General features: G+C 65.8%; 27 protein-coding genes. 21 read left to right on the top strand and 6 right to left on the bottom strand.

Features of this window, described 5'->3' with window-relative positions:
• Window positions 1-2: 2 nt before the first annotated feature.
• From I2488_RS01995 to I2488_RS01985, 3 genes are all read right to left on the bottom strand, one after another.
• Complete coding sequence (locus tag I2488_RS01995) at window positions 3-1,181, bottom strand: sulfotransferase family protein (protein ID WP_196274125.1); 1,179 nt, start codon at window positions 1,179-1,181, stop codon at window positions 3-5.
• A 111-nt stretch (window positions 1,182-1,292) separates the two neighbouring features.
• The gene (locus I2488_RS01990; protein ID WP_196274124.1) at window positions 1,293-2,381 is read right to left on the bottom strand and encodes a zinc-binding dehydrogenase; all 1,089 of its coding nucleotides are present in this window, start codon (window positions 2,379-2,381) and stop codon (window positions 1,293-1,295) included.
• The gene (locus I2488_RS01985; protein ID WP_196274123.1) at window positions 2,378-3,982 is read right to left on the bottom strand and encodes a GMC family oxidoreductase; all 1,605 of its coding nucleotides are present in this window, start codon (window positions 3,980-3,982) and stop codon (window positions 2,378-2,380) included. Before I2488_RS01985 ends, I2488_RS01990 begins: the two co-directional genes overlap by 4 nt.
• A gap of 186 nt (window positions 3,983-4,168) precedes the next feature.
• Here I2488_RS01985 and I2488_RS01980 point away from each other — a divergent pair, with 186 nt between their 5' ends.
• Both I2488_RS01980 and I2488_RS01975 read left to right on the top strand, forming a co-directional pair.
• Entirely contained in the window at window positions 4,169-4,387 is a 219-nt protein-coding gene (locus I2488_RS01980; protein ID WP_196274122.1) for a ferredoxin, read from the top strand.
• Window positions 4,384-5,628: a cytochrome P450 gene (locus I2488_RS01975; RefSeq protein WP_196274121.1), complete on the top strand. Its 1,245-nt coding sequence runs from the start codon at window positions 4,384-4,386 to the stop codon at window positions 5,626-5,628. Before I2488_RS01980 ends, I2488_RS01975 begins: the two co-directional genes overlap by 4 nt.
• A 17-nt stretch (window positions 5,629-5,645) precedes the next feature.
• Here I2488_RS01975 and I2488_RS01970 read toward each other — a convergent pair whose 3' ends face one another.
• Window positions 5,646-6,338 (bottom strand): hypothetical protein, encoded by a 693-nt coding sequence (locus tag I2488_RS01970; RefSeq protein WP_196274120.1) that lies wholly within the window; start codon window positions 6,336-6,338, stop codon window positions 5,646-5,648.
• A gap of 209 nt (window positions 6,339-6,547) precedes the next feature.
• Here I2488_RS01970 and I2488_RS01965 point away from each other — a divergent pair, with 209 nt between their 5' ends.
• Window positions 6,548-7,348: a sugar phosphate isomerase/epimerase family protein gene (locus I2488_RS01965; RefSeq protein WP_196274119.1), complete on the top strand. Its 801-nt coding sequence runs from the start codon at window positions 6,548-6,550 to the stop codon at window positions 7,346-7,348.
• Between the two features lie 16 nt (window positions 7,349-7,364).
• On the opposite strand, the gene I2488_RS01960 is transcribed toward I2488_RS01965, so the two are convergent.
• Both I2488_RS01960 and I2488_RS01955 read right to left on the bottom strand, forming a co-directional pair.
• Window positions 7,365-8,348 carry an aldo/keto reductase gene (locus I2488_RS01960; RefSeq protein WP_246465414.1) on the bottom strand — a complete coding sequence of 328 codons (984 nt, stop codon included), beginning with the start codon at window positions 8,346-8,348 and terminating at the stop codon, window positions 7,365-7,367.
• A 73-nt stretch (window positions 8,349-8,421) separates the two neighbouring features.
• Window positions 8,422-9,876 (bottom strand): FAD-dependent oxidoreductase, encoded by a 1,455-nt coding sequence (locus tag I2488_RS01955; protein ID WP_196274118.1) that lies wholly within the window; start codon window positions 9,874-9,876, stop codon window positions 8,422-8,424.
• Window positions 9,877-10,110: 234 nt separating this feature from the next.
• Here I2488_RS01955 and I2488_RS01950 point away from each other — a divergent pair, with 234 nt between their 5' ends.
• From I2488_RS01950 to I2488_RS01865, 18 genes are all read left to right on the top strand, one after another.
• Window positions 10,111-10,872 carry an SDR family oxidoreductase gene (locus tag I2488_RS01950; protein ID WP_343070960.1) on the top strand — a complete coding sequence of 254 codons (762 nt, stop codon included), beginning with the start codon at window positions 10,111-10,113 and terminating at the stop codon, window positions 10,870-10,872.
• 6 nt (window positions 10,873-10,878) lie between these two features.
• Window positions 10,879-11,802 (top strand): VOC family protein, encoded by a 924-nt coding sequence (locus tag I2488_RS01945; RefSeq protein WP_196274116.1) that lies wholly within the window; start codon window positions 10,879-10,881, stop codon window positions 11,800-11,802.
• Complete coding sequence (locus tag I2488_RS01940) at window positions 11,799-12,680, top strand: CoA transferase subunit A (protein ID WP_343070959.1); 882 nt, start codon at window positions 11,799-11,801, stop codon at window positions 12,678-12,680. The genes I2488_RS01945 and I2488_RS01940 overlap by 4 nt, the downstream gene beginning before the upstream one ends.
• Complete coding sequence (locus I2488_RS01935) at window positions 12,680-13,474, top strand: CoA-transferase subunit beta (RefSeq protein WP_196274115.1); 795 nt, start codon at window positions 12,680-12,682, stop codon at window positions 13,472-13,474. The genes I2488_RS01940 and I2488_RS01935 overlap by 1 nt, the downstream gene beginning before the upstream one ends.
• 13 nt (window positions 13,475-13,487) lie before the next feature.
• A complete protein-coding gene (locus tag I2488_RS01930) occupies window positions 13,488-14,387 on the top strand; it encodes an enoyl-CoA hydratase (protein WP_196274114.1) in 900 nt (299 codons plus the stop codon).
• Entirely contained in the window at window positions 14,387-15,451 is a 1,065-nt protein-coding gene (locus I2488_RS01925; RefSeq protein WP_196274113.1) for an NAD(P)H-dependent flavin oxidoreductase, read from the top strand. The genes I2488_RS01930 and I2488_RS01925 overlap by 1 nt, the downstream gene beginning before the upstream one ends.
• A gap of 23 nt (window positions 15,452-15,474) precedes the next feature.
• The gene (locus tag I2488_RS01920) at window positions 15,475-16,230 is read left to right on the top strand and encodes an enoyl-CoA hydratase family protein (RefSeq protein ID WP_196274112.1); all 756 of its coding nucleotides are present in this window, start codon (window positions 15,475-15,477) and stop codon (window positions 16,228-16,230) included.
• Between the two features lie 105 nt (window positions 16,231-16,335).
• The gene (locus I2488_RS01915) at window positions 16,336-17,481 is read left to right on the top strand and encodes an acyl-CoA dehydrogenase (protein ID WP_196274111.1); all 1,146 of its coding nucleotides are present in this window, start codon (window positions 16,336-16,338) and stop codon (window positions 17,479-17,481) included.
• A 14-nt stretch (window positions 17,482-17,495) separates the two neighbouring features.
• Window positions 17,496-18,527, top strand: coding sequence for an acyl-CoA dehydrogenase family protein (locus I2488_RS01910; protein WP_196274110.1), 1,032 nt, complete (start codon window positions 17,496-17,498; stop codon window positions 18,525-18,527).
• A complete protein-coding gene (locus tag I2488_RS01905) occupies window positions 18,520-19,671 on the top strand; it encodes an acetyl-CoA C-acetyltransferase (protein WP_196274109.1) in 1,152 nt (383 codons plus the stop codon). The genes I2488_RS01910 and I2488_RS01905 overlap by 8 nt, the downstream gene beginning before the upstream one ends.
• 5 nt (window positions 19,672-19,676) lie before the next feature.
• Window positions 19,677-20,117, top strand: coding sequence for a nuclear transport factor 2 family protein (locus I2488_RS01900; protein ID WP_196274108.1), 441 nt, complete (start codon window positions 19,677-19,679; stop codon window positions 20,115-20,117).
• Between the two features lie 21 nt (window positions 20,118-20,138).
• Window positions 20,139-21,044 (top strand): SDR family oxidoreductase, encoded by a 906-nt coding sequence (locus tag I2488_RS01895; RefSeq protein WP_196274107.1) that lies wholly within the window; start codon window positions 20,139-20,141, stop codon window positions 21,042-21,044.
• 23 nt (window positions 21,045-21,067) lie between these two features.
• Window positions 21,068-22,123 carry an acyl-CoA dehydrogenase family protein gene (locus tag I2488_RS01890; RefSeq protein WP_196274106.1) on the top strand — a complete coding sequence of 352 codons (1,056 nt, stop codon included), beginning with the start codon at window positions 21,068-21,070 and terminating at the stop codon, window positions 22,121-22,123.
• Complete coding sequence (locus tag I2488_RS01885; protein ID WP_196274105.1) at window positions 22,120-23,298, top strand: acyl-CoA dehydrogenase family protein; 1,179 nt, start codon at window positions 22,120-22,122, stop codon at window positions 23,296-23,298. The genes I2488_RS01890 and I2488_RS01885 overlap by 4 nt, the downstream gene beginning before the upstream one ends.
• Window positions 23,295-24,080, top strand: coding sequence for an SDR family oxidoreductase (locus I2488_RS01880; RefSeq protein WP_196274104.1), 786 nt, complete (start codon window positions 23,295-23,297; stop codon window positions 24,078-24,080). The genes I2488_RS01885 and I2488_RS01880 overlap by 4 nt, the downstream gene beginning before the upstream one ends.
• Entirely contained in the window at window positions 24,080-24,541 is a 462-nt protein-coding gene (locus tag I2488_RS01875; RefSeq protein WP_343070967.1) for a MaoC family dehydratase, read from the top strand. Before I2488_RS01880 ends, I2488_RS01875 begins: the two co-directional genes overlap by 1 nt.
• A 5-nt stretch (window positions 24,542-24,546) precedes the next feature.
• On the top strand, window positions 24,547-24,924 hold the full coding sequence (locus I2488_RS01870) for a steroid Delta-isomerase (RefSeq protein ID WP_196274102.1): 378 nt from the start codon (window positions 24,547-24,549) through the stop codon (window positions 24,922-24,924).
• Window positions 24,925-24,937: 13 nt separating this feature from the next.
• Complete coding sequence (locus I2488_RS01865) at window positions 24,938-26,140, top strand: thiolase family protein (RefSeq protein WP_196274101.1); 1,203 nt, start codon at window positions 24,938-24,940, stop codon at window positions 26,138-26,140.
• Window positions 26,141-26,144 lie beyond the last annotated feature (4 nt).

The following is a 26,144-nucleotide window of genomic DNA, read 5'->3' as shown; positions in this document are numbered from 1 at the left end:
GATCAGTCCCTGGCGATATAGCGGGCGCGATAGGAGGCGAAGGCCTCGCGCACTTCGGCCTCGTTCAGGCCGAAGCGTTCGAGCGAGTAATCGTGCATCGGGCGCTGTTCGCGCTTGTTGCCCGCCATGAACTCGGTCAGTGCGGCCTCGATCTTGTCATCGAGCGGAACGCCAATGTGGGCAAGCACGCGCTGCGCCTGCTTGAGCGGCTCCCTGGCCACCTCGCGATAGTCGATGTCGATGAAGCGGTCCTCGCCGATGCGGGCGCGGGCCTCCTCGAAGCGGTGCATCCATTCGGCCAGGCGCGGGAACCAGAATGCGCCCACTTCCTCGTCCGAATGCACCGAGTTCAGCTTGTAGAGCGCGGCTTCCATGCTGACGTAGCTTGGTACGACTTCCAGCGGATCGCGGTGGGTCATCACCAGCACCGCCTTGGGGAAGGCATTGGCGATGACATCGGTATAGGGCAGGTTCTGCGGGCTTTTCAGGATCCACTTCTTGCCGCGCCGCGTCGGGTCCTGCCACTGCAGGTACTTGAGGATCGTCTTGAGATCCTCGTAGCCCTTGGCCTGATCGTAACCGTTGAGCCACTTGGCGAACGAAGGGATGAAGGTCATCGCCTCGACCATGGTGGTGATGAACAGCTGGCCGAGGATGATGATCTCCTCGTCCGGCGCATCTGGATCGAGCGGGTGGATCGAGGCGAGTTCGGGCGAGAGGTTGAGCCAGCCCTCGATCATCGCCTCGGCATAGGCGCGGCGAGCTTTGGGATTGCCGGGTTCGTCGCCGGGAAGCGGGGCGTAGTTCTGGGCCTCGTACCAGCGGATCGCGGTCATGCCCGGGGCGCTGGCGAGCAGGCGGTGGAAGATCGTGCTGCCGGTGCGCGGCAGGCCGAGGATGATCGCGGCGACCTCGACCTCCTCGTCCATGATCTCGGGGTGGCGCTTGATGTCCTCGACCATGCGCAACCGGCTGGCGAGGCCCCTGAGGATCGATTCGGTCTGCCCGGCAAAGCCCGCCTCGGTCAGCTTGCCCTCGGCATTGGCGGCGGCGATGTACTGGTCCATCGGTTCGAAGAACCAGGTATCGCCGAAGTCCGACAGGCCGGTGCGTGTCCGCGCGGCGGCGAGCAGGCTTTCGCGGTCGAAGACCGGGGCGGAGCGGGTGGCGGTGGTTGCCATGACAGACTTGCCTCTCACTAGGACCAATTTGCGCCATGCGTAATTATTGACGCTGTTTGGTTCGCAATTGGCCGTGTTTTGTCACCATGCACCTGATAATGCAAACACAAATCAGAACGAAACCACCGTTCGCAGAGACTCCCCGCGCCGCATCAGGTCGAAGCCTTGGTTGACCTCGCTCATCGGCAAGCGATGGGTGACGAGATCGGCGAGATTGAGGCGACCGGCGGCGAAGTGATCGAGCAGGCCGGGCAGCTCGCTGCGGCCCTTGACGTTGCCCATGAACGAGCCTTGCACCCGCCGCCCGAGTTGCAGCTGGAAGGGGATCAGGTCCATCGTCTGGCCATCGGGGGGCACGCCGAGGACGACGGTGCAGCCCCAGCCGATGCGCGTGGATTCAAAGGCTTGCCCCATCAGCTTGACGTTGCCCGCGCACTCGAAGGCGTAGTCGACGCCGCCGCCGGTCAGCGCCTGGATCGCGGCGACGGAATCACCCTCGCGCGCGTCGATGAAGTCGGTCAGGCCGAAGCGCTGGCCCTGTTCATGCCGCAGCGGGTTGATGTCGACGCCGATGATCCGCGAAGCTCCGGCAAGACGCGCGCCCTGCACGACGTTGAGGCCGATGCCGCCGAGGCCGAACACGGCAACGGTCGCGCCGCTCTCGACATGGGCGGTGTTCATCACCGCGCCGACGCCGGTCGCCACGCAGCAGCCGGCAGTGCAGGCGAGGTGGAAGGGCACGTCATCGCGGATCACCGCCACGTTGCGCTCTGCCGTGACGATGAACTGGGCGAGGCTGCCGACGCCGGAGTAGGCCGAGACCGGCTGGCCGTTGAGCGAGAACGGGCTGGGCTGAAGCGCGATGTCGCCGAGGAAGGCCTCGCACAGGTTGGTCTTGCCTGACCGGCAATTCCCGCAAGTGCCGCACTCGCCGATGCCGACCGGGATCACGTGGTCGCCGACCTTGACCGAGGTGACCTCGGCGCCGACCTCACGGACGATCCCGGCGCCTTCATGGCCGACGACGACCGGGAAGGGATAGGGCGCTGCCTTGCCTTCGATCTGGCTGAGGTCGGTGTGGCACAGCCCGCTCGCCATGATCTCGATCAGCACGTCGCCGGGACCGGGCGGGGCGAGATCGAGCAGTTCCTCGACCAGTGGAGCGCCGGGGGCGTGGCAGACCATTGCTCTGGTTTTCATCTCGGCAATGCCTCTTGCAGGATCACGTCGGCGGCCTTTTCGGCAATCATCGCGACGGGGATGGCGGTGTTGCCGCCGGGCAGGTGCGGCATGATCGAGGCATCGACCACGCGCAGCGATTTGAGGCCGTGGACGCGCAGACGATCGTCCACCACCGCCATCGGATCGAAACCCATGCGCGCGGTGCTGGTCGAGTGGTAATCGGCCTCGGCATGGGCGCGGATGTAAGCGTCGATCTGCTCGTCGCTCTCCACCTGTGCGCCGGGGGCCAATTCCTCGCCGCGCATTTCATCGAAGGCGCGCTGGTTGAACAGGCGGCGGGCGATGCGCACGCCTTCGCGCATGACGCGGCGGTCGTTCTCGGTGGCGTTGTAGTTCTGGTCGATCACCGGGGGCGCATCGGGATCGGCACTGGCAAGGGTGACGCTGCCGCGCGATTCCGGCCGCGCGACATTGATGTGGGCATAGAAGCCATGCATCGGCACCATCTGGCGGCCGTTGTGGCCGAACAGCGCGGAGACCAGCAGCATCTTGATGTCGGGCTCGTCCAGCGCCGGGTCGGAGCGGACCATGCAGGCGACCGACATGCCGGGGTCAGCCAGCGGCCCGGTGCGGAAGGCGAGGTACTGCGCCATGGCCAGTGCGCCGCGCAACGGGTTGAGGAAGCGCAGCATCGACCAAGGCTTGGTCGAGCGGAACTTTACGTGCGCCGCAAGGTGGTCCTGCAGGCCCTGGCCGACGCCGGGAAGGTCACGGACGAGCGCGATGCCATGTTCGGCAAGGTGCGCGGCGGGGCCGACGCCGGACAGCATCAGCAATTGCGGCGTGTTGATCGCGCCTGCCGAGAGGATCACTTCGCGCGCGGCGGTGGCGAGCGTGTCTTTGCCATCGCGGCGGTACACGACACCTGTGGCGCGGGTGCCGTCGAACGTGACGCGGCGGGTCTGGGCATTGGTCAGCACGGTGAGGTTCGTGCGCCTGCGCACCGGGCGCAGGTAGGCCGAGGAGGCGCTGGAGCGGCGGCCCTTGCCGACGGTGAGGTCGACCGCGCCGAAGCCGTCGCGCGTCGCGCCGTTGAGGTCGTCGGTCAGCGGGTAGCCGGCCTGCGTTCCGGCCTGAAGGAAAGCACGGGCGAAGGGGTGGTCTTGCCCGGCGCGGGTGACCTGAATCGGGCCGTCGATCCCGTGCCATTCGTCCTGCACCGGGCCGAAGCTTTCGAGCTTGCGGAAATAGGGCAGGACATCGGCGAAGGACCAGCCGCGATTGCCGGCCTGCGCCCAGCGGTCATAGTCCGAATGAAAGCCGCGATCGTAGGTCATGCCGTTGATCGAGGAGCCGCCGCCCAGCACCTTGCCGCGGGGCAGGTAGAGCATGCGGCCATCGAGATGCGCTTGCGGCGCGGACATGTAGCGCCAGGCATGGGCGCCGGACATCATGATCGGCAGCAACCCGCCCGGCGCGGCGATCAGCGGACTCGTGTCCTTGCCGCCCGCTTCGAGCAGCAGGACCCGGCACTTCGGATCGGCGGAAAGACGATTGGCGAGGATGCACCCGGCCACCCCGCCGCCGACGATCACATAGTCGAATTCGAGGCGGTCCATGCTCTCCCGATCACCTGCTTGTCTGTTGTGCTGCAACCTGCCGGTCACGCAGCATGGCCGCAACATGCGCAGCATCGGTGTGAGGCGATGATGGCGCATAATGTTTGTTTTGGCACGCATGGCTTGGTCGAGGCGCTTGGGGTCTCCCGCATCGGCGGTCTAGCCAGAAGGGGAGAGGAGACCGCGATGCGAGTCATTGCCAACCATGCGCTGTGCCAGGGCCATGCCCGGTGCGAGGATCTGTGCCCCGAAGTGTTCGCGACCGATGCCGTGGAGGGCAAGGTCGTGATCGTGCAGGAGGAAGTGCCTGCGGCATTGGAGGACAAGGTGCGACTTGCCGTGCGCAACTGCCCCGAAGGCGCGCTGCGCGTGGCGAAGTCCGGCCCGGCGGAGGGTGCGGCATGACCTTGCTGTTCCAGCCATCGCCGCCCGATCACGTGCCGCCCGAGCGCATGGTCGACTTCGACATGTTCCACATCCCCGAGGGCGTTTCCGACCCTGCCGAGATCTGGCACGATCTGGTGCGCCGGGGCGTGCCCGACATCTTCTATACCCCGCACAATGGCGGGCACTGGGTGTTCCTGCGCTACGAGGACATTGTCGAGGCCTATCGCGACCATTCGGTGTTTTCGACCTACCAGACGCCGGTGCCGCCGATCGAACCGTTCCCGGTGGTCCAGCCGCAGGGCGTCGACCCGCCGGCGCACAACGTGTTCCGCCGCCTGCTCGCGCCGATGTTCACGCCGACGGCTGTGCGCGGCATGATGGGCGAGCTGGAGCGGCGCGCGGCGGTGCTGATCGACGGCTTTGCCGAGCGGGGTGCCTGCGACTTCATCACCGACTTCGCCGAGCGTTACCCGACCGGAACCTTCCTCTATCTCTTCGGGCTGCCCGAGGAGCGGCTGGACGCATTCCTCGCGCTGGCCAACACATTCTTCCGCAGCACCGACCCCGCAGCGCGGGCGCAGAACATCGGCGAGATCTATGCCGTGCTCGACCAGCTGTTCCGCGAGAAGAAGCGCAATCCCGGCAACGACATCGCCACGCAAATCGTGATGGCGCGCGATGAGAATGGCGCGCAGCATCCGTGGGAGGACATCCTCAACTGCGGGTTCCTGCTGTTCGTGGCGGGCCTCGACACCGTGACCAACACGATGGCCTATATCTGGCGCTACCTCGCCACGACCCCGGCTGCGCAAAAGCACTTCCGCGACCGGCTCGACGATCCCGACGGCTTCCTGCGCGGGATCGAGGAGCTGATGCGGATCAACGCGGTGTCGAACCTGTTCCGCCGGGTGACGCACGATTGCGAATATCGCGGCGTGCAGTTCAGGCGCAATGACCGCGTTGTCCTGCCCAACACCGTCGCCAACCGCGATCCGCGCGTGTTCAAGGCGCCGCAGGTGATCGATCTCGACCGTGAGGTGAACGTGCACCTGACCTTCGGCGTCGGCCCGCATCGCTGCATCGGTTCGGTGCTGGCCAAGCGCGAGGTGATGGTTTCGCTGCAACAATGGCTGCGGCGGATTCCAGAGTTCAAGCTGGCCGACGAGCAACCGGCGGGATCGGTGTTCGGCGGATCGGTGATGGGCTTTACCGCGCTGCGCCTGCAGTGGGAGGTGGCGGCGAAACGTGCCGCCGCCTGACCTCCCGCCTAGCAGGATCAGAGCTCGACCACCGAGAGGATGTGGCTCTGCTTGTCGGGGAAGACGTAGTCGAATTCGAGCACCATGGTTTCACCAAGCTGGCCTGCGCGCAGCAGATCGGTTTCGACAAAAATCTGCACGCCGCCCGCGCCATAGGCATAGCGGGTGGCCTTGCCAAAAACGGGCGATGAATCGAGCCGGGCGTCTATCGCGTCATCACCACGGCGAGCGCGGTTCATCCCGATGTTGAGGCGGCCCTTGAAGGCGGGGTCGTTCTCGGCAAGATCCGATAATGTCAGGACCATACTTTCCAGTTCTTCAAGCGATTCGACAAGGAAGCCGAAGTGGAAACTGGCTTCGAAATCCTGCGCCATCATGGCGCGGTAGGCCGTGACCGCCTCATGCTCATCATCGCTGCCAACGCGCAACGCCTGATGGATCGCGGCGATCAGTTGCTGTTGCGGTTCAGGCAGGCAGGAGAGGTAGACGATGCCATCGCCCCGCGCGAAGTGATTGCCCGAAACGACAAAGCGATAGAAATTGCCATGGGGCAGGGGCAGGACCTGCGTTTCCTTAAGGCCTGCGATCTGCAGCAGGCGCGAGGCGAGCGGGCCGTCTTCGGGCTTGCCGTAGTGCAGTGCGAGGTGGCCCATCGACAACCCGCCATCGGTGATGGCGGTGCTTGCAGTATCGGGTGCGGTCGTGGCCATGGGTGGGCTGTCCTCTCAAAGCTGTTTTCAGCACCAGCCTAACAGCGAGGAGCGCGTCTCGCAACATTTGTAAGTAAGCACTAATGATAATTCGCGTATGACGTATTATGCTCTGTTCCGAAGGTTGAGGGCCGATATGCGTCACGATCCACCATTTGCGTATCGCAAAACGGTGGCGTGGCTAGTCATGAGGGGATAGGCACACCGGTATGCAGCGTTTCGCACTCGACCATATCACCGCCATCGACACCACGCCGGTCCAGCTGGCACAAGCCGCGCGGGACGCGGGGTGCGATGGCATGTGCCTGTTCATGGAGCCGATGGACGTCCTGCCGCTGATGCCGAAGTTCGACATCTACGGCGACCGGGGAGCGCGGGCCGAAACCCGGCGCGTGATGGACGATCTCGGCGTGTCGCTCGACCTTGCCTATCCGTTCACGCTCACGGGCCGGACTGACGTGTCTGCCTTTGCCACGGCGATGGAGTGCGCAGGCGAACTTGGCGCAGGGCTGATCAATGCACTGCTCTATGATCGCGATCCGGCGCGGCGGCTCGATACCTTCGGGCGCTTCTGCGACATGGCCGAGGGCTTCGGGTTGAGGGTCGGCGTGGAGTTCTATCCGCCGAGCCAGGTGCCGTCATTGGCGGCGGCGCTGGAGCTGGTCGGCCAAGTGGCGCGGCCGGGGCAGGTCGGGATCAATGTCGACCTGCTGCACCTGATGCGCTCGGGCGGGTCGATTGCCGAACTGGCGGCGGTGCCGGAGGGCTGTGTGCTCTACGGGCAGATTGCCGATGGCCCCGCGCAGGCACCAGAGAACGCCGAGCTGGAAGCATCCTGCGAGCGCTTGCTGTGCGGCGAGGGGGATTTCGACGTTGCAGGCTTCGTTCGTGCGCTGCCTGCGGGTTGCCCGGTGAGCGTGGAGATCCCGCGCAATCACGCAGTCGGCAGCGAAGCCACCGCAATGCGCGCGCGACGCGCCGTGGACAGCGCGCGCGCGGCGTTGCGTTAGGGTCTGGGCGGTAGGGTCAGGCGTCGCGCAGGGCGGCGAGTTCGTCCGGGCGCAGCGTCAGGGCGTCGGCCTTGGCGCTGTCGGTCACCTGCTCGGGCGAGGAGCCGCCGAAGATGGCGATGGTCTGGTTGGGCTGGCTGAGCAGGTAGGCCAGCGCGATCTCGTTGATCGAGACGCCGTGCTTTGCTGCCAGCGCCTGGACCACGGCGAAGCGACGATCGTTCACCGGATTGGCATAGCGTGCGGCAAGCTGCTCGCCGACTGAACCGGCGGCGAGCTTGGTGAAGTAACCGCCTGATTGCGCGGCATAGGCGACGATCGGCAGGCCGGCGGCGTGGAGGCCTTCGTACTCGCCCTCGTAGTAGTGCTGGTAACCTTGCTGCGCGGCGGCAGCGACATCGGGGACGGCAAGGCCCCAGAAGGTCTCCGAGGCGACGAAGCCTGGCTTGCCGAGCGAAGCGGCGTAGGCGTTGGCGGCGGCGATGCGGTCAGCGGCCCAGTTGGACGCCGCGAAGTGGCGGATGCGGCCGGCCTCGCGATGGGCGATCAGCGCGTCGATGATCGGTTCGACCGGGCTTTCCGGGTTGTCCATGTGGAGGAAGTAGAGGTCGATGCTGTCGATGCCGAGGTGGTCGAGGCTCTGCGCAAGGTCGGTGGCGACGTCATCGGGCGTCACGCGGTTGCGATAGTCGCCCACGCGCATGTCGAAGAAGCCGCCCTTGGTGGCGATGACGAAGTCCTCGCGCTTCTGCCCCTTGAGCCACGCGCCGACGGCGCGCTCGCTCGCGCCGATGGGGGCGTCGGGCATCCAGTCGCCATAGGAGCGGGCGGTGTCGATGAAGTTGCCGCCAAGCCCCGCGAAGGTGTCGAGGATGGCGTTGGACTTGCCCTGGTCGAGCATCCAGCCGAGCATGTTGGTGCCATAGCACAGGCGGCTGACGGTGAGGTCGGTGTTGTTCAGCGTGACCTTCTGGAGCATTCCGGGAATCCTTCTAGACATGTAAGTGCTGACTTATCGAAAATGCCCGCGCTTGCAAGCACCCCGCGATCGGTACGCGAGGTGCTTGCAGTTCTCAGGCGGAAGCCGCGTTGCGACCGGCGTAGCGGCCGAAGAAGGTGCAGTCGGCAAGGCTCATCCCCGAGGAATAGCCGTGGCCCCAGGCAGGCAGGCCCGAAGTGCAGCGGCCCGCCGCGAAAAGGCCGGGGATCGGCTGTCCGGCGCGGTCCAGCACTTCGGCATCGGCCGTGGTCTTGAGACCGCCCAAGGTGAAGAAGCTGAAGTAGCTCGTCTCGAAATTGCATTCGAGCGCGACGAAGGGCGACTGGTCCAAGGGTTTCAGGATCGGGGCCTGCTTGTCGAACAGCGGGTCGCTGCCGTTGCGGGCGTGTTCGTTGTAGAAGGCCATCGTCGCCGAAAGCGTGCCTGCCGGCATTTCGAGTTCGGCCTCGACCTCTTCCCAGGTCTCACCTGTGCCGGCGATGGTGATGCCGGCAAGATCGAGCGGTTGTTCGAAGTGGGCGCTGTCGAGCAGGAGGTAGACCTTGCCGCCGGGCTGGTCGACGGCGCAGCGGCTGACGCGACCGTGGTAGCAATCCTCGTTGATGAAGCGCTGGCCAGCCACGTTGACGAACACGCCATGGGCCTGGTCCGCCGGGATCGTCCACGGGCAGGTGGTGAAGAACTGGTCCATGTGGATCGGATCGCCGCCGACCGATGCGCCGAGTTCGATGCCGATGCCATCGTCCTTGTCGCCGATCGGGCTGTTCACGCGGAAGCTGTCGGGGCAGTACTTGCGGCGCATCGCGTCGTTGAACACGAAGCCGCCGGTGGCCAGCACCACGCCCTTGTGCGCGCGGACGAAGCGGTCCTTGTTGTCGATGCGCACGACGGCACCGGCCACGCGGGTGCCGTCGGTGATCAGCGCGACGGCGCGGGCATCGACGTGGATCTCGGTGCCGAGATCGCGGGCGCGGGCTTCGAGGATGTCGACCAGCGGACGCCCGCCGCCCCAGCCCATGTGCTGGATGACGTGGCCACGCGGCGCGGGCTTGGCGCTCTTGTAGAAAGGAGCGGCGGCTTCGCTGCCCGACCAGATCAGTGTGGAATCGTCCGTCGGCTCGATCACCTTGCCGGGCAGGTAATTGCCGCGATAGGGCACGCCTTGGTCCTTGAGCCACTGGTAGTGGGCAAGGGCCTCGCGGCCATAGCGTTCGCACTTGGCATCATCGGCGCACGGACCTCCAGCAAGCTTGAGGTATGCGGTGAAGTCCTCGACCGTGTCTTCGAACCCTGCGGCCTTCTGCGCATCGGTGCCGCCGCCGATGTAGATCTCGCCACCCGATAGCGCCGATGCGCCGCCGCTGCCCGAGCTGCGTTCGAACAGCATCACGCGCGCGCCCGCGACGCGCGCTTCTATCGCGGCACAGGCGCCGGTCGCGCCAAAGCCGATGATGGCGACGTCAGTATCGAAATCCCACTGCGGGACCTGCTCGATGGGCAGGGGTCGATGCTGTGAATAGGCTGTCATTCCGGTCTTCCGCTCCCAAGCCGTGGCGGATCGTTTTGCCCGCCGTTCAGAGGCTGGCCCGAGAATGGGCCGGCCCGACTCATTTTTCGCATTTCTGCACTGCATTCGTAATTTCCAATTGCATTGGATACGCAAATCGTCAATTGAAAACCCAATCGCCTTTCGATATTGGCGATTTCGAATCTGTTGATGCAAGCTTGGCGGGCATCGAAAAGGCAAAGGGAGAGCGGCCCCGTGCAGGGCACTGATCACATCGATCTGTCGGGCAAGGTCGCGATCGTCACCGGCGGTACGCGCGGGCTCGGCCGGCACATTGCCGAGGCGCTGGCGAAGGCCGGTGCCGCTGTGACGGTGTGCGGGCGCAGCGAACCTGCCGACCCGCCTGCAGGCATTGCCTTCCGCGCCGCCGACATCCGCGATCCCGAACAGGCCGAGGCGCTGGTCGAGGCGGTGGCGGCGCAGCATGGCCGCATCGACATCCTCGTCAACAACGCGGGCGGCTCGCCGCAGGCTCCCGCCACGGCCAGCCCGCGCTTCTTTGACGCAATCGTGAAGCTGAACCTGCATTCGGCGATGTACATGTCGCAATATGCCTATGCCCACATGGCGAAGGCGGGCGCGGGCAGCATCGTCAACATCGCCAGCGTATCGGGCATCCGTCCCTCGCCGATGACTGCAGCATACGGCGCGGCGAAGGCGGGGCTGCTCAGCCTGACGCAGAGCCTGGCGCAGGAGTGGGGCCCGGACGGCGTGCGCGTCAACGCGATCATCGTCGGGCTGATGCAGACCGAGACTTCGGAAGAAACCTATGGCGATGTCGAGGCGCAGGCCGCTGTCGCCCGGTCGCTGCCGTTGCAGCGCATGGGCACTGGAATGGACATCGCGGGCGCCGTGCTGTGGCTGAGCTCGAGCCTCGCCTCATGGGTGAGCGGCGCACGCATCAACGTCGATGGAGGGGGCGAGAGGCCCTACTTCCTCGACCTCGTGAAAGGATAACCGGCCATGGGCATCAAGGCTTTAGGCTATGTCAGGATCGAAACCGCCAAGGCTGAGGCCTGGGACCACTTCATGACGCAGGTGGTCGGAACGATGCGGGCCGATGCGCCGCGCGAAGGCGTGGCGGCATACCGTATCGACGACCGCCCGTTCCGCTTCTGGGTGGAGCGCGGCGAGGGCGACCAGCTGGTCGCTGCGGCCTATGAAGTGGGCGATGCGGCGGAGCTGGCCGCGCTGCGCGAGACGATTGCCGGGCTCGGCCGCGAGATCGTCGACGGCGATGCGGAAGGGGCCAGGGCGCGTGGCGTGACGGCGTTCTTTGCCACCAGCGATCCTTCGGGCAACGGCCTCGAATTCTTCCACGGCGACACGCGCGATCAGGTGGCATTCGTTTCGCCGGCAGGCGTCAGCGGTTTCGTGACCGGGGACATGGGCATGGGACATGCCGTGTTCGCCACGCCCAACTTCGACGAGGCCCATGCCTTCTACAAGGCCATCGGTTTCCACGATACCGACATCCCGCGCTTCCGCTTCTCGGACGATCCCAACGATCCGGGCATGGGCTTTGCCTTCATGCATGCCGACAACGGCCGCCATCACTCGGTCGCCATTGCCGAGATGCCGGTGCCGCCTTCGGCCTGCATTCACCTGATGCTGGAGATGAAGACGCAGAGCGACGTCGGCAAGTGCTACGACCGGATGCGCCTCAACAAGGTGCCCGAGAGCGCTTCGATCGGGCGCCACGTCAACGATCAGACCTTCGGCTTCTACATGCAGACGCCATCGGGCTTCGATATCGAGATCGGGGCCGATCCGCTGGTGATCGACCCGACCAACTGGACACCGACCGCGCACCTGATTCCCAGCGAATGGGGCCATGTCTGGGCATGGCAGAAGGCGCTTGAAGAACAGGCAGGAGAACAGGCGTGAGCCTAGATAAACGGATGACTGCGGCGGAGATCGTCGCGCAGCTTTCCGATGGCATGACCATCGGCATCGGCGGCTGGGGCCCGCGGCGCAAGCCGATGGCGCTGGTCCGCGAGATCATGCGCTCCGACCTCAAGGACCTGACCGTGGTCGCCTATGGCGGCGCCGATGTCGGCATGCTGTGTGCCGCGGGGAAGGTGAAGAAGCTGGTCTTCGCGTTCGTCAGCCTCGATGCCATTCCGCTCGAACCGTGGTTCCGCAAGAGCCGTGAAAGCGGTGCGCTGCAGGTGCTGGAACTGGACGAAGGCATGTTCCAGTGGGGCCTCAAGGCCGCCGCGTTCGGCCTGCCGTTCCTGCCGACCCGTGTCGGCCTCGGTACCGATCTGGCCGAACTTGGCGGATTGAAGACCGTGCAGTCGCCTTACGATGACGGCGAGACGCTGATCGCGATGCCTGCGCTCAAGCTCGATGCCGCGCTGATCCACGTCAACCGCAGCGACTGGCGCGGCAACGTGCAGGTGTTCGGCGCGGACGTCTATTACGACGAGTGGTTCGCCAAGGCTGCGGCAAAGACCTACGTCAGCTGCGAGGAACTGGTCGACCGCATGGAGGACCATTACCCCGAAGGCGCGCAGGACAACCTGTTCGAGCGCTGCTTCGTTTCGGGCGTGGTCGAGATGCCCTGCGGCGCGCATCCCAGCTCGATGCCCCCGCACTATGGCTGGGACATGAAGGCGTTCAAGGCCTACGCCGATGCTGCCCGTGATCCGGGCGACTGGTCGGCCGTGGCAGACCGCTTCGTCGGCGCATCGGAAGCCGAATATCTTGAATCCATTGGCGGAAAGGAGGCGGTAGCGGCTCTCTCGCTGCCGATTTTCTGATGAGCGACATCACTCTTGTAGACCTGTGCATCGTCGCCTGTTCGGAAGCGTTCCGGGGCAATGGCGAAATCGTGGCGACCGGCGTCGGCCCGGTGCCGCGCGTGGCCGCTGGCCTCGCCAAGCTGACCCATACGCCTGAACTGATGATGACCGATGGCGAGGCCTATCTCGTCGAGCAGCCGGTGCCGCTGGGCCCGCGCAAGTACGATGACCGCAAGCCCGCAGGCTACCTGCCGTTCTCGCGCTTCTTCGACAGCGCGGTGTGGTCGGGCCGTCGTCATGCCATGGTCACGCCGACGCAGCTTGACCGTTTCGGCCAGATCAACCTGTCCTACATGGGCGGGACCTATGACAAGCCCAAGACCCAGATGCTGGGCGTGCGCGGCTTTCCGGGGAACACGATCTACCACCCCAACTCGTTCTTCTTCCCCGCGCACGGCCCGCGCGTGTTCGTGCCCCAGGTCGATATGATCTCGGGCGTGGGGTACAATCCGGCCAAGCGCGTGGCGGGTGGCAACTTCTCGGGCGTGAACCTGCGCCGCATCGTCACCAACCTGTGCGTGATGGACTTCGGCGGGCCTGACAACGCGATCCGCGTGATCTCGCTGCATCCCGGCGTGACCTTCGAGGAAGTGCAGGCGGCAACCGGGTTCGAGCTGTGCAAGGCCGAGAACGTGGAAACGACGCGTCTGCCGACGGCCGAGGAACTGGCGGTGATCGCCAGCCTCGATCCGCACAACGTCCGCGCCAGCGTGCTCAAGGACAACCCGCCCGCCGTTCGCGCCGCTGCCTGAGGGAGATGACAGCATGACCGACCTCGTCGAGCCGAAGAAAGTCGACATCGTCTACGAGACGGAAGAGCCCGTCCGTTACGAAGTGATCGACAGCGTGGCCTGGATCACGATGAACCGGCCGCAGTTCAACAATGCCCAGAACGGGCAGATGACCTACGCGCTCGACGATGCCTTCAACCGCGCGGTGCAGGACGACAACGTCCGCGCCATCGTGCTGGCAGGCGAGGGCAAGCACTTCTCGGCAGGCCACGACATCGGCACGCCGGGGCGCGACCTGCACCACGAGTTCGACAAGCGGCTGATGTTCCCGCCGCACACCAACAAGCCCGGCGCCGAACTGCTCTATACCCGCGAGCAGGAGCAGTACCTGGGTATGTGCCGCCGCTGGCGCGACATCTCCAAGCCGACCATCGCAATGGTGCAGGGCGCTTGCGTAGCTGGCGGGCTGATGCTGGCCTGGGTGTGCGATCTGATCGTCGCTTCGGAAGATGCGTTCTTCCAGGACCCGGTGAATCCGCTGATGGGCATTCCCGGCGTCGAATACTTCGCCCATGCCTATGAACTGCCGCCGCGCGTGGCCAAGGAATTCCTGCTGCTGGGCGAACGCATGCCCGCCGCACGGGCCTACAGCTTTGGCATGGTCAACAAGGTGGTCCCGCGCGCCGAACTGCGCGAGGCGACCGCAGCATGGGCGAACAAGCTCGCCAAGCAGGGTCGCCTTGGCAACTGGCTGACCAAGCAGTCCGTCAACCATGTCGAGGAACTGCGCGGCAAGCGTGCGGCGATGGACGCGGTCTATCACATGCACCACTTCGCCCACGCGCAGAACGACATCGTAACCGGCAATTCGATTGCGGGCGTGAGCGGGACTTCCGCCGCTGCCGCAAATAAGAAGGACGCGGGCGAAGGCTGATGGCAAGCGCGCTTCACACCGTCCTGACCGAGCGCCTTGGCTGCACGGCTCCGATCATCCAGACCGCGATGGGCTGGGTGGCCGAGCCGAGCCTTGTCATCGGCAGCTGCAATGCCGGCGCCTTCGGCTTCCTCGGTGCGGCGGTGATGACGCCGGATGAATGCCGCGAGAAAATCCTTGCCGTGCGGAAGGGCACTGACAAGCCGTTCGGGGTGAACTTCCATTCGTTCCAGCCCGGGGCAGAGCAGATCGTCGATCTGATCCTCGCCAATGCCGAGCAGGTGCGCGCGGTCAGCTTCGGGCGCGGGCCGAATGCCAAGATGATCGGGCGGTTCAAGGACGCCGGCATCCTGTGTATCCCGACCGTGGGCGCGGTGAAGCACGCCAAGAAGATGGAAGAACTGGGCGTCGACATGATCAGCGTCCAGGGCGGCGAGGGCGGTGGGCATACCGGCTCGGTGCCGACGACGATCCTGCTGCCGCAAGTGCTCGATACGGTGAAGGTGCCGGTCATCGCCAGCGGCGGCTTTGCCGACGGGCGCGGGCTGGTGGCGGCGCTGGCCTATGGCGCGGTCGGCATTGCCATGGGCACGCGCTTCCTGCTGACGCAGGAAAGCCCGGTGCCGGACAGCGCCAAGGCGGCCTACCTCAAGGCGGGGACGGACCAGATCATCGTCACGACCAAGCTCGACGGCATCCCGCAGCGCATGGTGCGCACGCGGCTGATGGACCGCATCGAGAGATCGGGCTCGCTTGCCATGTGGCTGCGAGCGTTCGAGGCAGGCGCGGCGATGAAGCGCCAGACTGGCGCGTCGTGGCTGCACTTCATCAAGGCGGCCAAGGGCATGACCGGTCACGGCGACGTGCCGCTGAAGCAGGCGATGATGGCCGCGACGATGCCGATGCTGATCCAGAAGGCCGTGGTCGATGGCGACATCGAGAACGGCGTGATGGCGACCGGCGTCGTCGGTGGCCGGATTTCCGAGATTCCGACCTGCCAGGAGCTGGTCGACCGCATCATGGCCGAGGCGAACGCCCGCCTTTCCGCGCTCTGCGCAAGCTGACATTCGAGGACGAGGGACACCCCATGCCGATCACGCTTACCGTCAAGGACCGCATCGCCGAGATCGTGTTCGACGTGCCGCCGGTCAACGCGTTCGACAGCGAGACGTGGATGTCGCTACCCGCCATCGTCAAGAAGGCGGCTGCTGACCCCGAGGCGAACGTGGTGCTGATCCGCGCGGCGGAAGAGTCGCGCGGGTTCTGCGGCGGGGTGGACATCAAGGAGATGCAGGCGCATCCCGAACGCATCACCTTGCTCAACCGTGGCAATTTCCTTACCTTCAAGGCGATCCACGAGGCGGAAATTCCGGTGGTCGTCGCCGCGCACAAGTTCGTGATCGGCGGCGGCATCGGCATCTGCGGGGCGAGCGATGTGATCATCGCGGCCGATGATGCGTTCTTCTCGCTGCCCGAGGTCGATCGCGGCGCGATGGGCGGGGCGAGCCACATGTCGCGCATGCTGCCGCTGCACAAGGTCCGCGCGGCCTTCTTCACCGGCGGCAATATCCCGGCGCAGGAAGCCTATCGTCTGGGCGCTGTCGAAAAGGTGGTGCCGCGCGCCGATCTGGTGGCCGAAGCCCACGCCTTCTGCAGCGTGATCGCATCCAAGAGCCGCAAGGCGCTGGTCATCGCCAAGGAGGCTCTGAACGGCCTCGAGGCGCGCGACGTCGATCGTGGCTACCGCTGGGAGCAGGGCTTCACGCTGGAAATGTACATGCACGAAGACAGCCAGCGCGCGCGCGATGCTTTCGTGGAGACCGGCAAGGCAGCGAAGTTCTGATGTCTTCCCACCACCCACATCGTCATTCCCGCGAAGGCGGGAATCCAGCGCGCAACCTCGACTGGACCCCCGCCTGCGCGGGGGTGACGAAGGACATTTGAACCGATGAATCTGACGTACACTCCCGAACAGCAGGCATTCCGCGCCGAAGTCCGCACGTGGCTGGAAGCGCACGTGCCCAAGGCGCCGCTCGAGCACTATGACGCGACGCGCGAGGGTTTCGAGGCGCACCGCCAGTGGGAAGCGACGCTGAAGAGCGGCGACTGGGGCATGGTGACCTGGCCCAAGGAATATGGTGGGCGCGGGCTCGACCTGATCCAGTGGCTGATCTTCGAGGAAGAGTATTACCGCGCCGGGGCTCCGGGCCGCGTCAACCAGAACGGCATCTTCCTGCTCGGCCCCACGCTGATGGAGTTCGGCACGCACGAACAGAAGCAGCGCTTCCTGCCGCCGATGGCGAGCGGCGAGGAAATCTGGGCGCAGGCATGGTCCGAACCGCAGGCAGGGTCCGACCTTGCCGGGGTGCGCGCGACTGCCCTCCGCGAGGGCGACGAATACGTGCTCAATGGCCACAAGATCTGGTCGAGCCGCGCCGCCTTTGCCGACTGGGCTTTCGGCCTGTTCCGCGAACCGGGCAGCGAACGGCACAAGGGCATGAGCCTGATCTTCTTCCGGCTCGATCAGGAAGGCGTAACCCGCAACCCGATCCGCAAGATCAACGGACACGTGGGCTTTGCCGAGATCTTCCTCGACAACGTGCGCGTGCCTGCTTTCAACCGCCTCGGCGACGAGGGACAGGGCTGGCACATCTGCATGGCGACCGCCGGGTTCGAGCGCGGCCTGATGCTGCGCAGCCCGGCGCGCTTTCAGGAAGCCGCTGCTGCTCTCGCGGCGCTGTGGCAGAGCCGCAAGGGCACATGCGATCCGGCGCTTGAGGCCGACGTGGTGCGCGCGCACATGAATGCCGAGGCCTATGCGCTCAACATCTACCAGACCGCATCGCGGCTGATGGCGGGTGCCAAGATCGGGCCGGAGGCTTCGACCAACAAGATCTTCTGGTCGGAGATGGACATTCATCTGCACGAGACCGCGCTGGCGATCCTCGGGGCCGAGGCCGAACTGTTGCCGCCGACCGGCGAGCACGAGTGGCTGGACGATTACATCTTCTCGCTGGCCGGGCCAATCTACGCCGGGTCGAACGAGATCCAGCGCAACATCATTGCCGAGCGCATGCTCGGCCTGCCGCGCTGAGGAGGGACGGGCACATGGACTTCACCCTCAACGACGAACAGCTGATGTTTGCCGAGACGGCGCGGACGCTGCTGGGCGATACCTGCACGCCGGATCACTGGCACAAGATGATGGAACAGGGCGCGGGCTTCGACGCTGCGCGCTGGGCGCAGATCGTCGAGAACGGCTTCACCCTGCTGCTCCTGCCCGAAGCGGCGGGCGGCATGGGGCTGACCGAGCTGGACCTGGCGCTTATCGCGATTGAGGCTGGCTATGTCGCACTTCCCGAGCCGCTGGCCGAGAGCGCGGGCGTTGGCGCGCCGTTGCTGGCCAGCCTTGCACCTGATCATCCGGTGCTCGCCGATCCTGCCGCGATCATCGCGGTGGCTCCGGCAATCAATCCGGTCGTCGCCAATGCCGACGTTGCGGCGGCTATCCTCATCGAGAAGGATGGGCGGGCCTATCTGGTGACGCCGGATCAGGTGACGCTGACGCCTGCCGAAACCATCGACCCGTTCCGCCGCCTGTTCCGCATCGAATGGGACGCAAGCAAGGCCGAAGACCTCGGCCCTGCCGACTGGACGCTGGCGCTGGACCGTGCATCGCTGTTCGCGGCGGCGCAAGGGCTGGGCCTCGCACAGCGGGCTGTGGACCTTGCCGTCGCCTATGCCAAGGACCGCATGCAGTTCGGCAAGCCGATCGGCTCCTATCAGGCGGTCAAGCACCACCTTGCCAGCGCGCAGACCGCGATTGAGTTCGCCCGGCCTGTGGTGCTCGCCGCTGCTGCCGAGATCGGCCATGCCGACGTGCATTCCCGCGCCCGCGTGTCCGAGGCCAAGATCGTCGCGCTGGAAGCTGCCGAGAAGGCGGCACGGGCTTCGATCCAGGTCCATGGCGCGATGGGTTATTCGTGGGAAGTGGACGTCCACCTGTTCCTCAAGCGCGCGCTGGCGCTGAAGGCGGCGTGGGGCACGCCCGCGTTCCACCGCAGCCGCATCGCCACGCGCATCTTCACCCAGCCACTTGGCGCCGATCAGACTTTTGCCCGCGAGAACGAACATGCCTGAAGCCTATATCGTCGATGCCGTGCGCGCGCCTGTCGGGCGCAAGAAGGGCAGTCTGGCTCACATCCATCCGGCAGACCTTGCCGCGCACCCGATCCGCGAGCTGATGGCGCGGCACGACTTCGACCCGGCGCTGGTCGAGGACGTGGTCTGGGGCTGCACCGAGACCATCGGCGGGCAGGCGGGCGACATCGGCCGCACCGCATGGCTGGTCGCGGGCCTCGCCGAGGACGTGCCCGGCGTGACCATCGACCGCCAGTGTGGTTCGGCCCAGCAGGCGGTCCACTTCGCCGCGCAGGGCGTGATGAGCGGCACGCAGGACATCGTCGTTGCCGGTGGCAGTCAGGCGATGAACCGCATTCCGATCATGGCGGCAATGACGGCAGGCGCGGCCTATGGCTTCGAAAGCCCGTTCCTTGGCGCCAAGGGCTGGGACGCGCGTTATGGCGACGAGGAAGTCAACCAGATCCGCTCGGCCGAGATGATTGCCGAAAAGTGGGCCATCACCCGCGAGGAAATGGACGCATTCGCCTATGAAAGCCACCGCCGCGCGCAGCATGCCACCGAGCAGGGCTGGTTCAAGAACGAGATCGTGCCGCTCGAAGGGCTCGACCGCGACGAGACGATCCGTCCGGGTACGACGCTCGAAGGCCTCGCCTCGCTCAACCCCGTGCGCGAAGGCGGGCGGATCACGGCAGGCAACGCCAGCCAGAACTCCGATTGCGCCGCCGCGCTGCTGATTGTCAGCGAGCGGGCGCTCAAGGAGCACAACCTCAAGCCGCGCGCGCGCATCCACCATATGTCGGTCCGCGCCGACAATCCGGTGTGGATGCTGACCGGGCCGATCAACGCCACGCGCTATGCCATGCAGAAGTCGGGCATGAAGCTCTCCGACATCGACCTGTTCGAATGCAACGAGGCCTTCGCCTCCGTGCCGATGGCGTGGATGAAGGAGCTGGATATCCCGCACGAGAAGGTCAACGTTCAGGGTGGTGCCATCGCGCTCGGCCATCCGATCGGATCGACCGGGGCCAAGCTGATGACGACGCTGCTCAATTCGCTGGAGCGCACCGGTGGCCGCTATGGCCTGCAGACGATGTGCGAAGGCGGCGGGCAGGCCAACGTCACGATCATCGAGCGGCTCTGACCATCATGGGGTCCGCCACTGCCATCACCAACCTGCTCTACCGTTACGCGGAACTGATGGATGCAGGCCATCTCGAGGAGGTCGCCGCGCTGTTCGAACATGCGCGCGTGACCCTCGGCGGTGGCAAGGTGGTCGAGGGCGCGGCACCCATGCTCGAACAGTGGCGCGCCTTCGTGCGCATCCACCCTTGCGGCACGCCGCGCACGCGGCACGTCATCACCAACCCGATTGTCGAGATCGACGAGACGGCGGGTACGGCAAGCTGCCGCTCGGTCTATACCGTGTTCCAGCAGACGCCGGAGCTGCCGCTGCAGGCCATCGCTTCGGGGCGCTATCACGACACGTTTGAGCGCGTTGCCGGCATCTGGCGCTTCGCCACGCGCGACTATTCCATGCTCGATTACATCGGCGACCTTTCGCAGCACCTGCTGCTGCCGGTCGGCTGAAGAACTTCACAGGAGATACAAGTGGGCATCTGCGAAAATCGCACTGTCATCATCACCGGAGCCGCCGGTGGCCTCGGCCGCGCCTATGCGCTGGCCTTCGGCGCGGAAGGCGCAAACGTGGTGGTCAACGACATCGGCACCTCGCTGGGTGGCGAAGGGCGCGATACCAGCGCGGCTGACGCGGTCGTCGCCGAGATCAAGGCGGCGGGCGGCAAGGCCATCGCCAACTACGAGGACATCACCGACTGGGACGCGGCCAAGCGCATCGTCGATGCCGCGATCGAGGCTTTTGGTGACCTGCATGTGGTGGTGAACAACGCCGGTATCGTGCGTGATCGCATGTTCGTCTCGGCCACGGTCGAGGAATGGGATGCCACGATGCACGTCCATCTGCGTGGCCACTTCTGCATCGCGCGCCATGCGGTGAACTACTGGCGCGCCAAGCAGAAGGACGGGCGCGATCCTGATGCGCGGATCATCAACACCTCGAGCGGCGCAGGCCTTCAGGGCTCGATCGCACAGGCCGCCTATTCGACCGCCAAGGGCGGCATTGCCTCGCTCACGCTGGTCCAGGCGGCCGAGCTTGGCCGCTATGGCATCACCGCCAACGCGCTCGCTCCTTCGGCCCGCACCCGCATGACCGAAGGTGCCTTTGCCGAGAAGATGAAGGCGGTGGAGGAAGGGTTCGATGTGATGGACCCGGCCAATGTCGCGCCGACGGTCGTGTGGCTGGGTAGTGCGCAGAGCGCGCACGTGACCGGCTGCGTCTTCGAACTCGAAGGCGGCAAGATCATGCTGGAAGACGGCTGGCGCGAAGGCCCGTTCGTCGACCAGCAGGCACGCTGGGAGCCGGCGCAAGTAGGCGAAGTGGTCGACAAGCTGATCGAAGCGCGCGTGCCGCCGCGCAAGGTGTGGGGCACGGCCTGAAGGCCTGTACGGAGTTAGAGACAATGGAATTTGCCTTCACCGACGAACAGGCGATGATCGCCGAGACCGTGCGCGGCTTCTTTGCCGAGAACGCGACGAGCGAGCGCACGCGCAAGGCCATGGCGGCTGACGGGATCGACCGCGAGCTGTGGTCCTCGTTCGCGAATGAACTGGGCCTCGCCGGGATCGGCTTGCCCGAAGAGCATGGCGGCGCAGGGCTCGGCATGGTCGAGATGGCGCTGGTCGCCGAAGCCGCTGGGGCGCAAGTTGCGGCGCTGCCGCTGCTGGGCCATGTGATGATCGGCCAGGCGATCGCGCGCGGCGGGTCCGAGGCGCAGAAGGCCGAATGGCTGCCGCGTCTCGCCGCGGGCGAACTGATCGCGACGGCGGCATGGGCGCCCAAGCTGAGCGTTGCCGATGGCCGGATTTCCGGCACATTCCCGTTCCTGCCGCACGGTGCTTCGGCGGACCTGCTGCTGGTCCATTCGGGCAGCGATGCGTGGATCGTCGACCTCAAGGGCGCGGGCGTGAGCGTTGAGGCGCACGTGACGATGGACCAGACCCGGCCCTTCGCCACCGCGACGCTCGATGGCGCGCAGGGCGAGCAGCTGGCCGATGGCGACGCGGCGATTGCCGGGGCTCTGGCCGCCGGGTGGATCTGCCTTGCCGCCGAGGCGCTGGGCGGGGCTCAGGCGACGCTTGATCGCACCGTCGCCTACTCCAAGGAGCGCGTGCAGTTCGGGCGGCAGATCGGCTCGTTCCAGGCCTACAAGCACCGCCTTGCCGACATGATGATCGAGATCGAGCAGGCGCGCTCGGCGGTCTATTGGGCGGCCTGCGCGGTGGACGAGGGTTCGGACGAGGCGCAAGTCGCGCTGCATTCGGCCAAGGCGTTTTGCGCCGACACCTATTTCATGTGCGCGGGCAACATGATCCAGCTGCACGGCGGCATCGGCTTTACGTGGGAGCATGACGCGCACCTGTTCTTCAAGCGCGCGCGTTCGATCCAGACGTTGCTCGGCGATGGCCAGTGGCATCGCGAACAGGTCGCCTCGGCAGTTCTCGGGGCGGCTGCATGAAGCTGGGCTTTTCCCCCGCCGACGAAGCCTTCCGCGCCGAGTGCGCGGCGTGGCTGCAGGCGGAAATGACCGGGGACTTCGCCGACATTCGCGGCATCCCCAACCTGTGTGACGCAATCCCGCGCCGCAAGGAGTGGGAGCAGCGCCTCGGGCAAGCGGGCTGGAGCTGCATCGGGTGGCCGCGCGAATGGGGCGGGCGCGATGCGACCATCGCCCAGCAGGTGATCTTCGCCGAGGAATATGCGCGGGCGGGCGCTCCCAACCGCATCAACCACATCGGCGTCGAACTGGCCGGACCGACGATCCTCGCCTTCGGGTCCGAGGAGCAGAAGGCGCGCTATCTGCCCGAAATCGCCGCAGGGCGGCAGATCTGGTGCCAGGGCTATTCCGAACCCAATGCCGGGTCCGACCTTGCCAACGTCAAGACCAAGGCGCGTCTGGAAGATGGGCAGTGGGTGGTCAATGGCCAGAAGGTCTGGACCAGCCTTGCCCACTATTCCGACATGATCTTCGTCGTCGCGCGCAGCGAGGAAGGTTCGGCGGGGCCGAAGGGCCTGTCGTTCCTGCTGATGGACATGGACCAGCCCGGCATCGAGGTCCGCCCGATCCGCCAGATCAACGGCGAGGCCGAATTCAACGAGACCTTCCTCACCGACGCGCGTTGTGCCGCCGATGCCATGCTCGGCGCGGCGGGCGAGGGCTGGAAGGTGGCCATGGCGCTGCTGGCGTTCGAGCGCGGGGTTTCCACGCTCGGCCAGCAGATGCAGTTCCGCAACGAGCTCGACGCGGTAATCGATGCCGCCAAGGCCAATGGCAAGGCCGCCGATCCGGTCGTGCGCCAGAAGATCGCGCGGGCCGAGATCGGCCTCAGGCTGATGCGCTACGGCGCGCTGCGGATGCTTTCGGGCACCGATCTTGCCGCCATCGACGGCGCGGCGCTGACCTACAAGATCCAGTGGGCAACCTGGCGGCGCAACCTTGGCGAACTGGGCATGGAGGTGCTGGGGCAGGCGGCGGAAGTCGCGCCCGGTGACCACTACTCCTGGCCGACCCTGCCCAACCTGTTTCTCTTCAGCCGCTCGGACACGATCTACGGCGGCACCAACCAGATCCAGCGCAACCTGATCGCCGAGCGCGGTCTGGGATTGCCGCGCGAACCGAGAGGCCAAGCATGAGCGTTCCCGTTCCTCCCTATCCCACGCCGCTGGGCATGCTCAAGGGCAAGACCGTCGTGGTCACTGCAGCTGCCGGCACCGGCATCGGCTTTGCCGTGGCCAAGCGCGCCGCCGAAGAGGGCGCGCGTCTGCTGATCAGCGACTTCCACGAACGGCGCCTAGGCGAGGCGGCGGATCGCATCGCGGCGGAAGTCGGCTGCGAGCGTCCGGTCACGCAGGTCTGCGATGTGACCAGCGAGGCGCAAGTGCAGGACTTGCGCGATGCGGCGCTTGAGAAGCTCGGCAAGGTCGACGTGCTGATCAACAACGCCGGCCTTGGCGGCGAGGTCGATGTCGTCGACATGACCGACGAGCAGTGGAGTCGCGTGCTCGATGTGACGCTGACCAGCCTGTTTCGCATGACGCGGGCGTTCCTGCCCTCGATGTATGCCAACAAGTCGGGCGTGATGGTGAACAATGCCTCGGTGCTGGGCTGGCGCGCGCAGAAGGGCCAGGCGCACTATGCCGCGGCCAAGGCAGGCGTCATGGCCTTCACCCGCTGTTCCGCGCTCGAAGCGGCGGACCATGGCGTGCGCATCAATGCCGTCGCGCCGAGCCTTGCCATGCACCCCTTCCTCGCCAAGGTGACGACCGAGGAGCGCCTTGCCGAACTGGTCAAGACCGAGGCCTATGGCCGCCCCGCCGAAGTGTGGGAAGTGGCCAACGTCATGCTGTTCCTCGCCTCGGACCTGTCCTCCTACATGACCGGCGAGATCGTCCCGGTCTCCAGCCAGAGGGCCTGATCGTGGCGGTGGTGTTCGAAAAGCCCGCCGACCTGCTCGGCAAGGAAGGCACGCAATTGCCGCCGACCGAGTGGCTGCTGGTCGATCAGGACCGCGTCAACGGCTTTGCCGACGTGACCGGCGATCACCAGTGGATCCATGTCGACGTCGAGCGCGCCAAGGACGGGCCGTTCGGCGGCACCATCGTCCACGGCTACCTGACGATGAGCCTCGTGAATTACTTCCTGCCCCAGCTGATCGAGGTGCGCGGCTTTGCCCATGCGGTCAACGTCGGCGCCGATCGCCTGCGCTTTCTGTCGCCGGTCAAGGTCGGCAGCCGCATTCGTGGCGTGGGCGAGGTGGTTTCGGTCGAGGAAGTGAAGGGCGCGATCCAGTCGGTCGTGCGCGTCACCGTCGAGATCGAGGGACAGGAGAAGCCCGCCTGCGTGCTCGATACCATCAGCCGCTATTTTCCGGAGTGAATGCGATGCCCGATCCCAAGGTGATGGAAGCTGCCGTCCACGAATATGTCGCCGCATTCGACGCCGGTGCGCCCGAGCGGGTCGCCGCGCTGTTCGCGGCGGATGCTACGGTCGAGGACCCGGTGGGCACGGAGCCGAAGGTCGGGCAGGCCGCGATCCTCGAATTCTACACCGCCTCGATGCAGACCGGCGCGAAGCTCGCACTCGATGGCGCGATCCGACTGTGCGGTCCTTATGCGGCGTTCGCCTTCACGGTCCACCTCCACTGGGAAGGCAAGGACCATCGGGTCGAGGTGATCGACACCTTCAAGTTCAACGACGACGGCAAGGTCGTCGAGATGCGGGCCTATTTCGGGCCTTCCAACATGCACGGTTTCGGCTGAAGGGGACATATACATGCGTGAAGCCGCCATCGTTTCGACCGCCCGCACCGGCGTGGGCAAAGCCTATCGCGGAGCCTTCAACGACACCGAGGCTCCGGTGCTCTCCAGCCACGTGGTCAATGCCGCCATCGCGCGCGCTGGCATCGATCCGGCGCGGGTGGACGACGTCTACCTCGGCGTTGGCAACCACTGGAACACGCAGAGCTACAACCTGGGGCGCCTGACCGTGCACGGTTCGGTCCTGCCCGATACGACCGGCGGCTTCACGCTCGACCGCAAGTGCTCGTCCGGCCTCAACGCCATCGCGCTCGCCGCGCGCGGGATCATGTGCAACGAGATCGACGTTGCCGTGGCGGGCGGCATGGAAAGCATCTCGCTGACCATCAACAAGCACGCCCCGGCCTTCCGCAACCGTTCGGAATTCATCAAGGCGGCGGACCCGCACGCCTACATGGTGATGATCGAAACCGCCGAAATCGTCGCCGAACGCTATGGCGTGAGCCGCGAGGAGCAGGACCGCTTTGCCGCCCTGTCGCAGCAGCGCGCGTCAGCAGCGCAGGAAGCGGGCAAGTTCGACGACGAGATCGTGCCGATCACCGTCACCAAGGCGCTGTTCGACAAGGAAGGCAACGAGACCGGCAAGGAAGAAGTCACCCTCGCCAAGGACGAAGGCGTGCGCGCTGGCACGACATACGAGGCGCTGGCGGGCCTCAAGCCGGTGTTCAAGAACGGGCAGGTGATTGCCGAGGGCAAGCATGTGACGGCAGGCAACGCCAGCCAGCTTTCCGACGGCGCATCGGCGCAAGTGCTGATGGACCTCGCTACCGCCAGGGCCGAAGGCCGCCCGGTGCTGGGCATCTATCGCGGCTTCCAGGTGGCAGGCTGCGGGGCTGAAGAGATGGGCATCGGCCCGGTCTTCGCCATCCCCAAGCTGCTCGACCGGGCGGGCCTCAAGATCGAGGACATCGGCCTGTTCGAAATCAACGAGGCGTTCGCTTCGCAGGCCGTCTATTGCCAGAAGAAGCTGGAGATCGATCCCGAGAAGCTCAACGTCAACGGCGGCGGCATCGCCATCGGGCATCCCTTCGGCATGACCGGATCGCGTCTGGTCGGCCATGCCCTGATCGAGGGCAAGCGGCGCGGCGTGAAGTACGTTGTTGTCTCGATGTGCGTGGCGGGCGGCATGGGTGCTGCCGGTCTGTTCGAAGTGGCCTGAGGCA

Source organism: Novosphingobium jiangmenense (assembly GCF_015694345.1).
Lineage (GTDB): Bacteria > Pseudomonadota > Alphaproteobacteria > Sphingomonadales > Sphingomonadaceae > Novosphingobium > Novosphingobium jiangmenense.
This window is presented reverse-complemented; position numbering and strand designations above follow the sequence as displayed.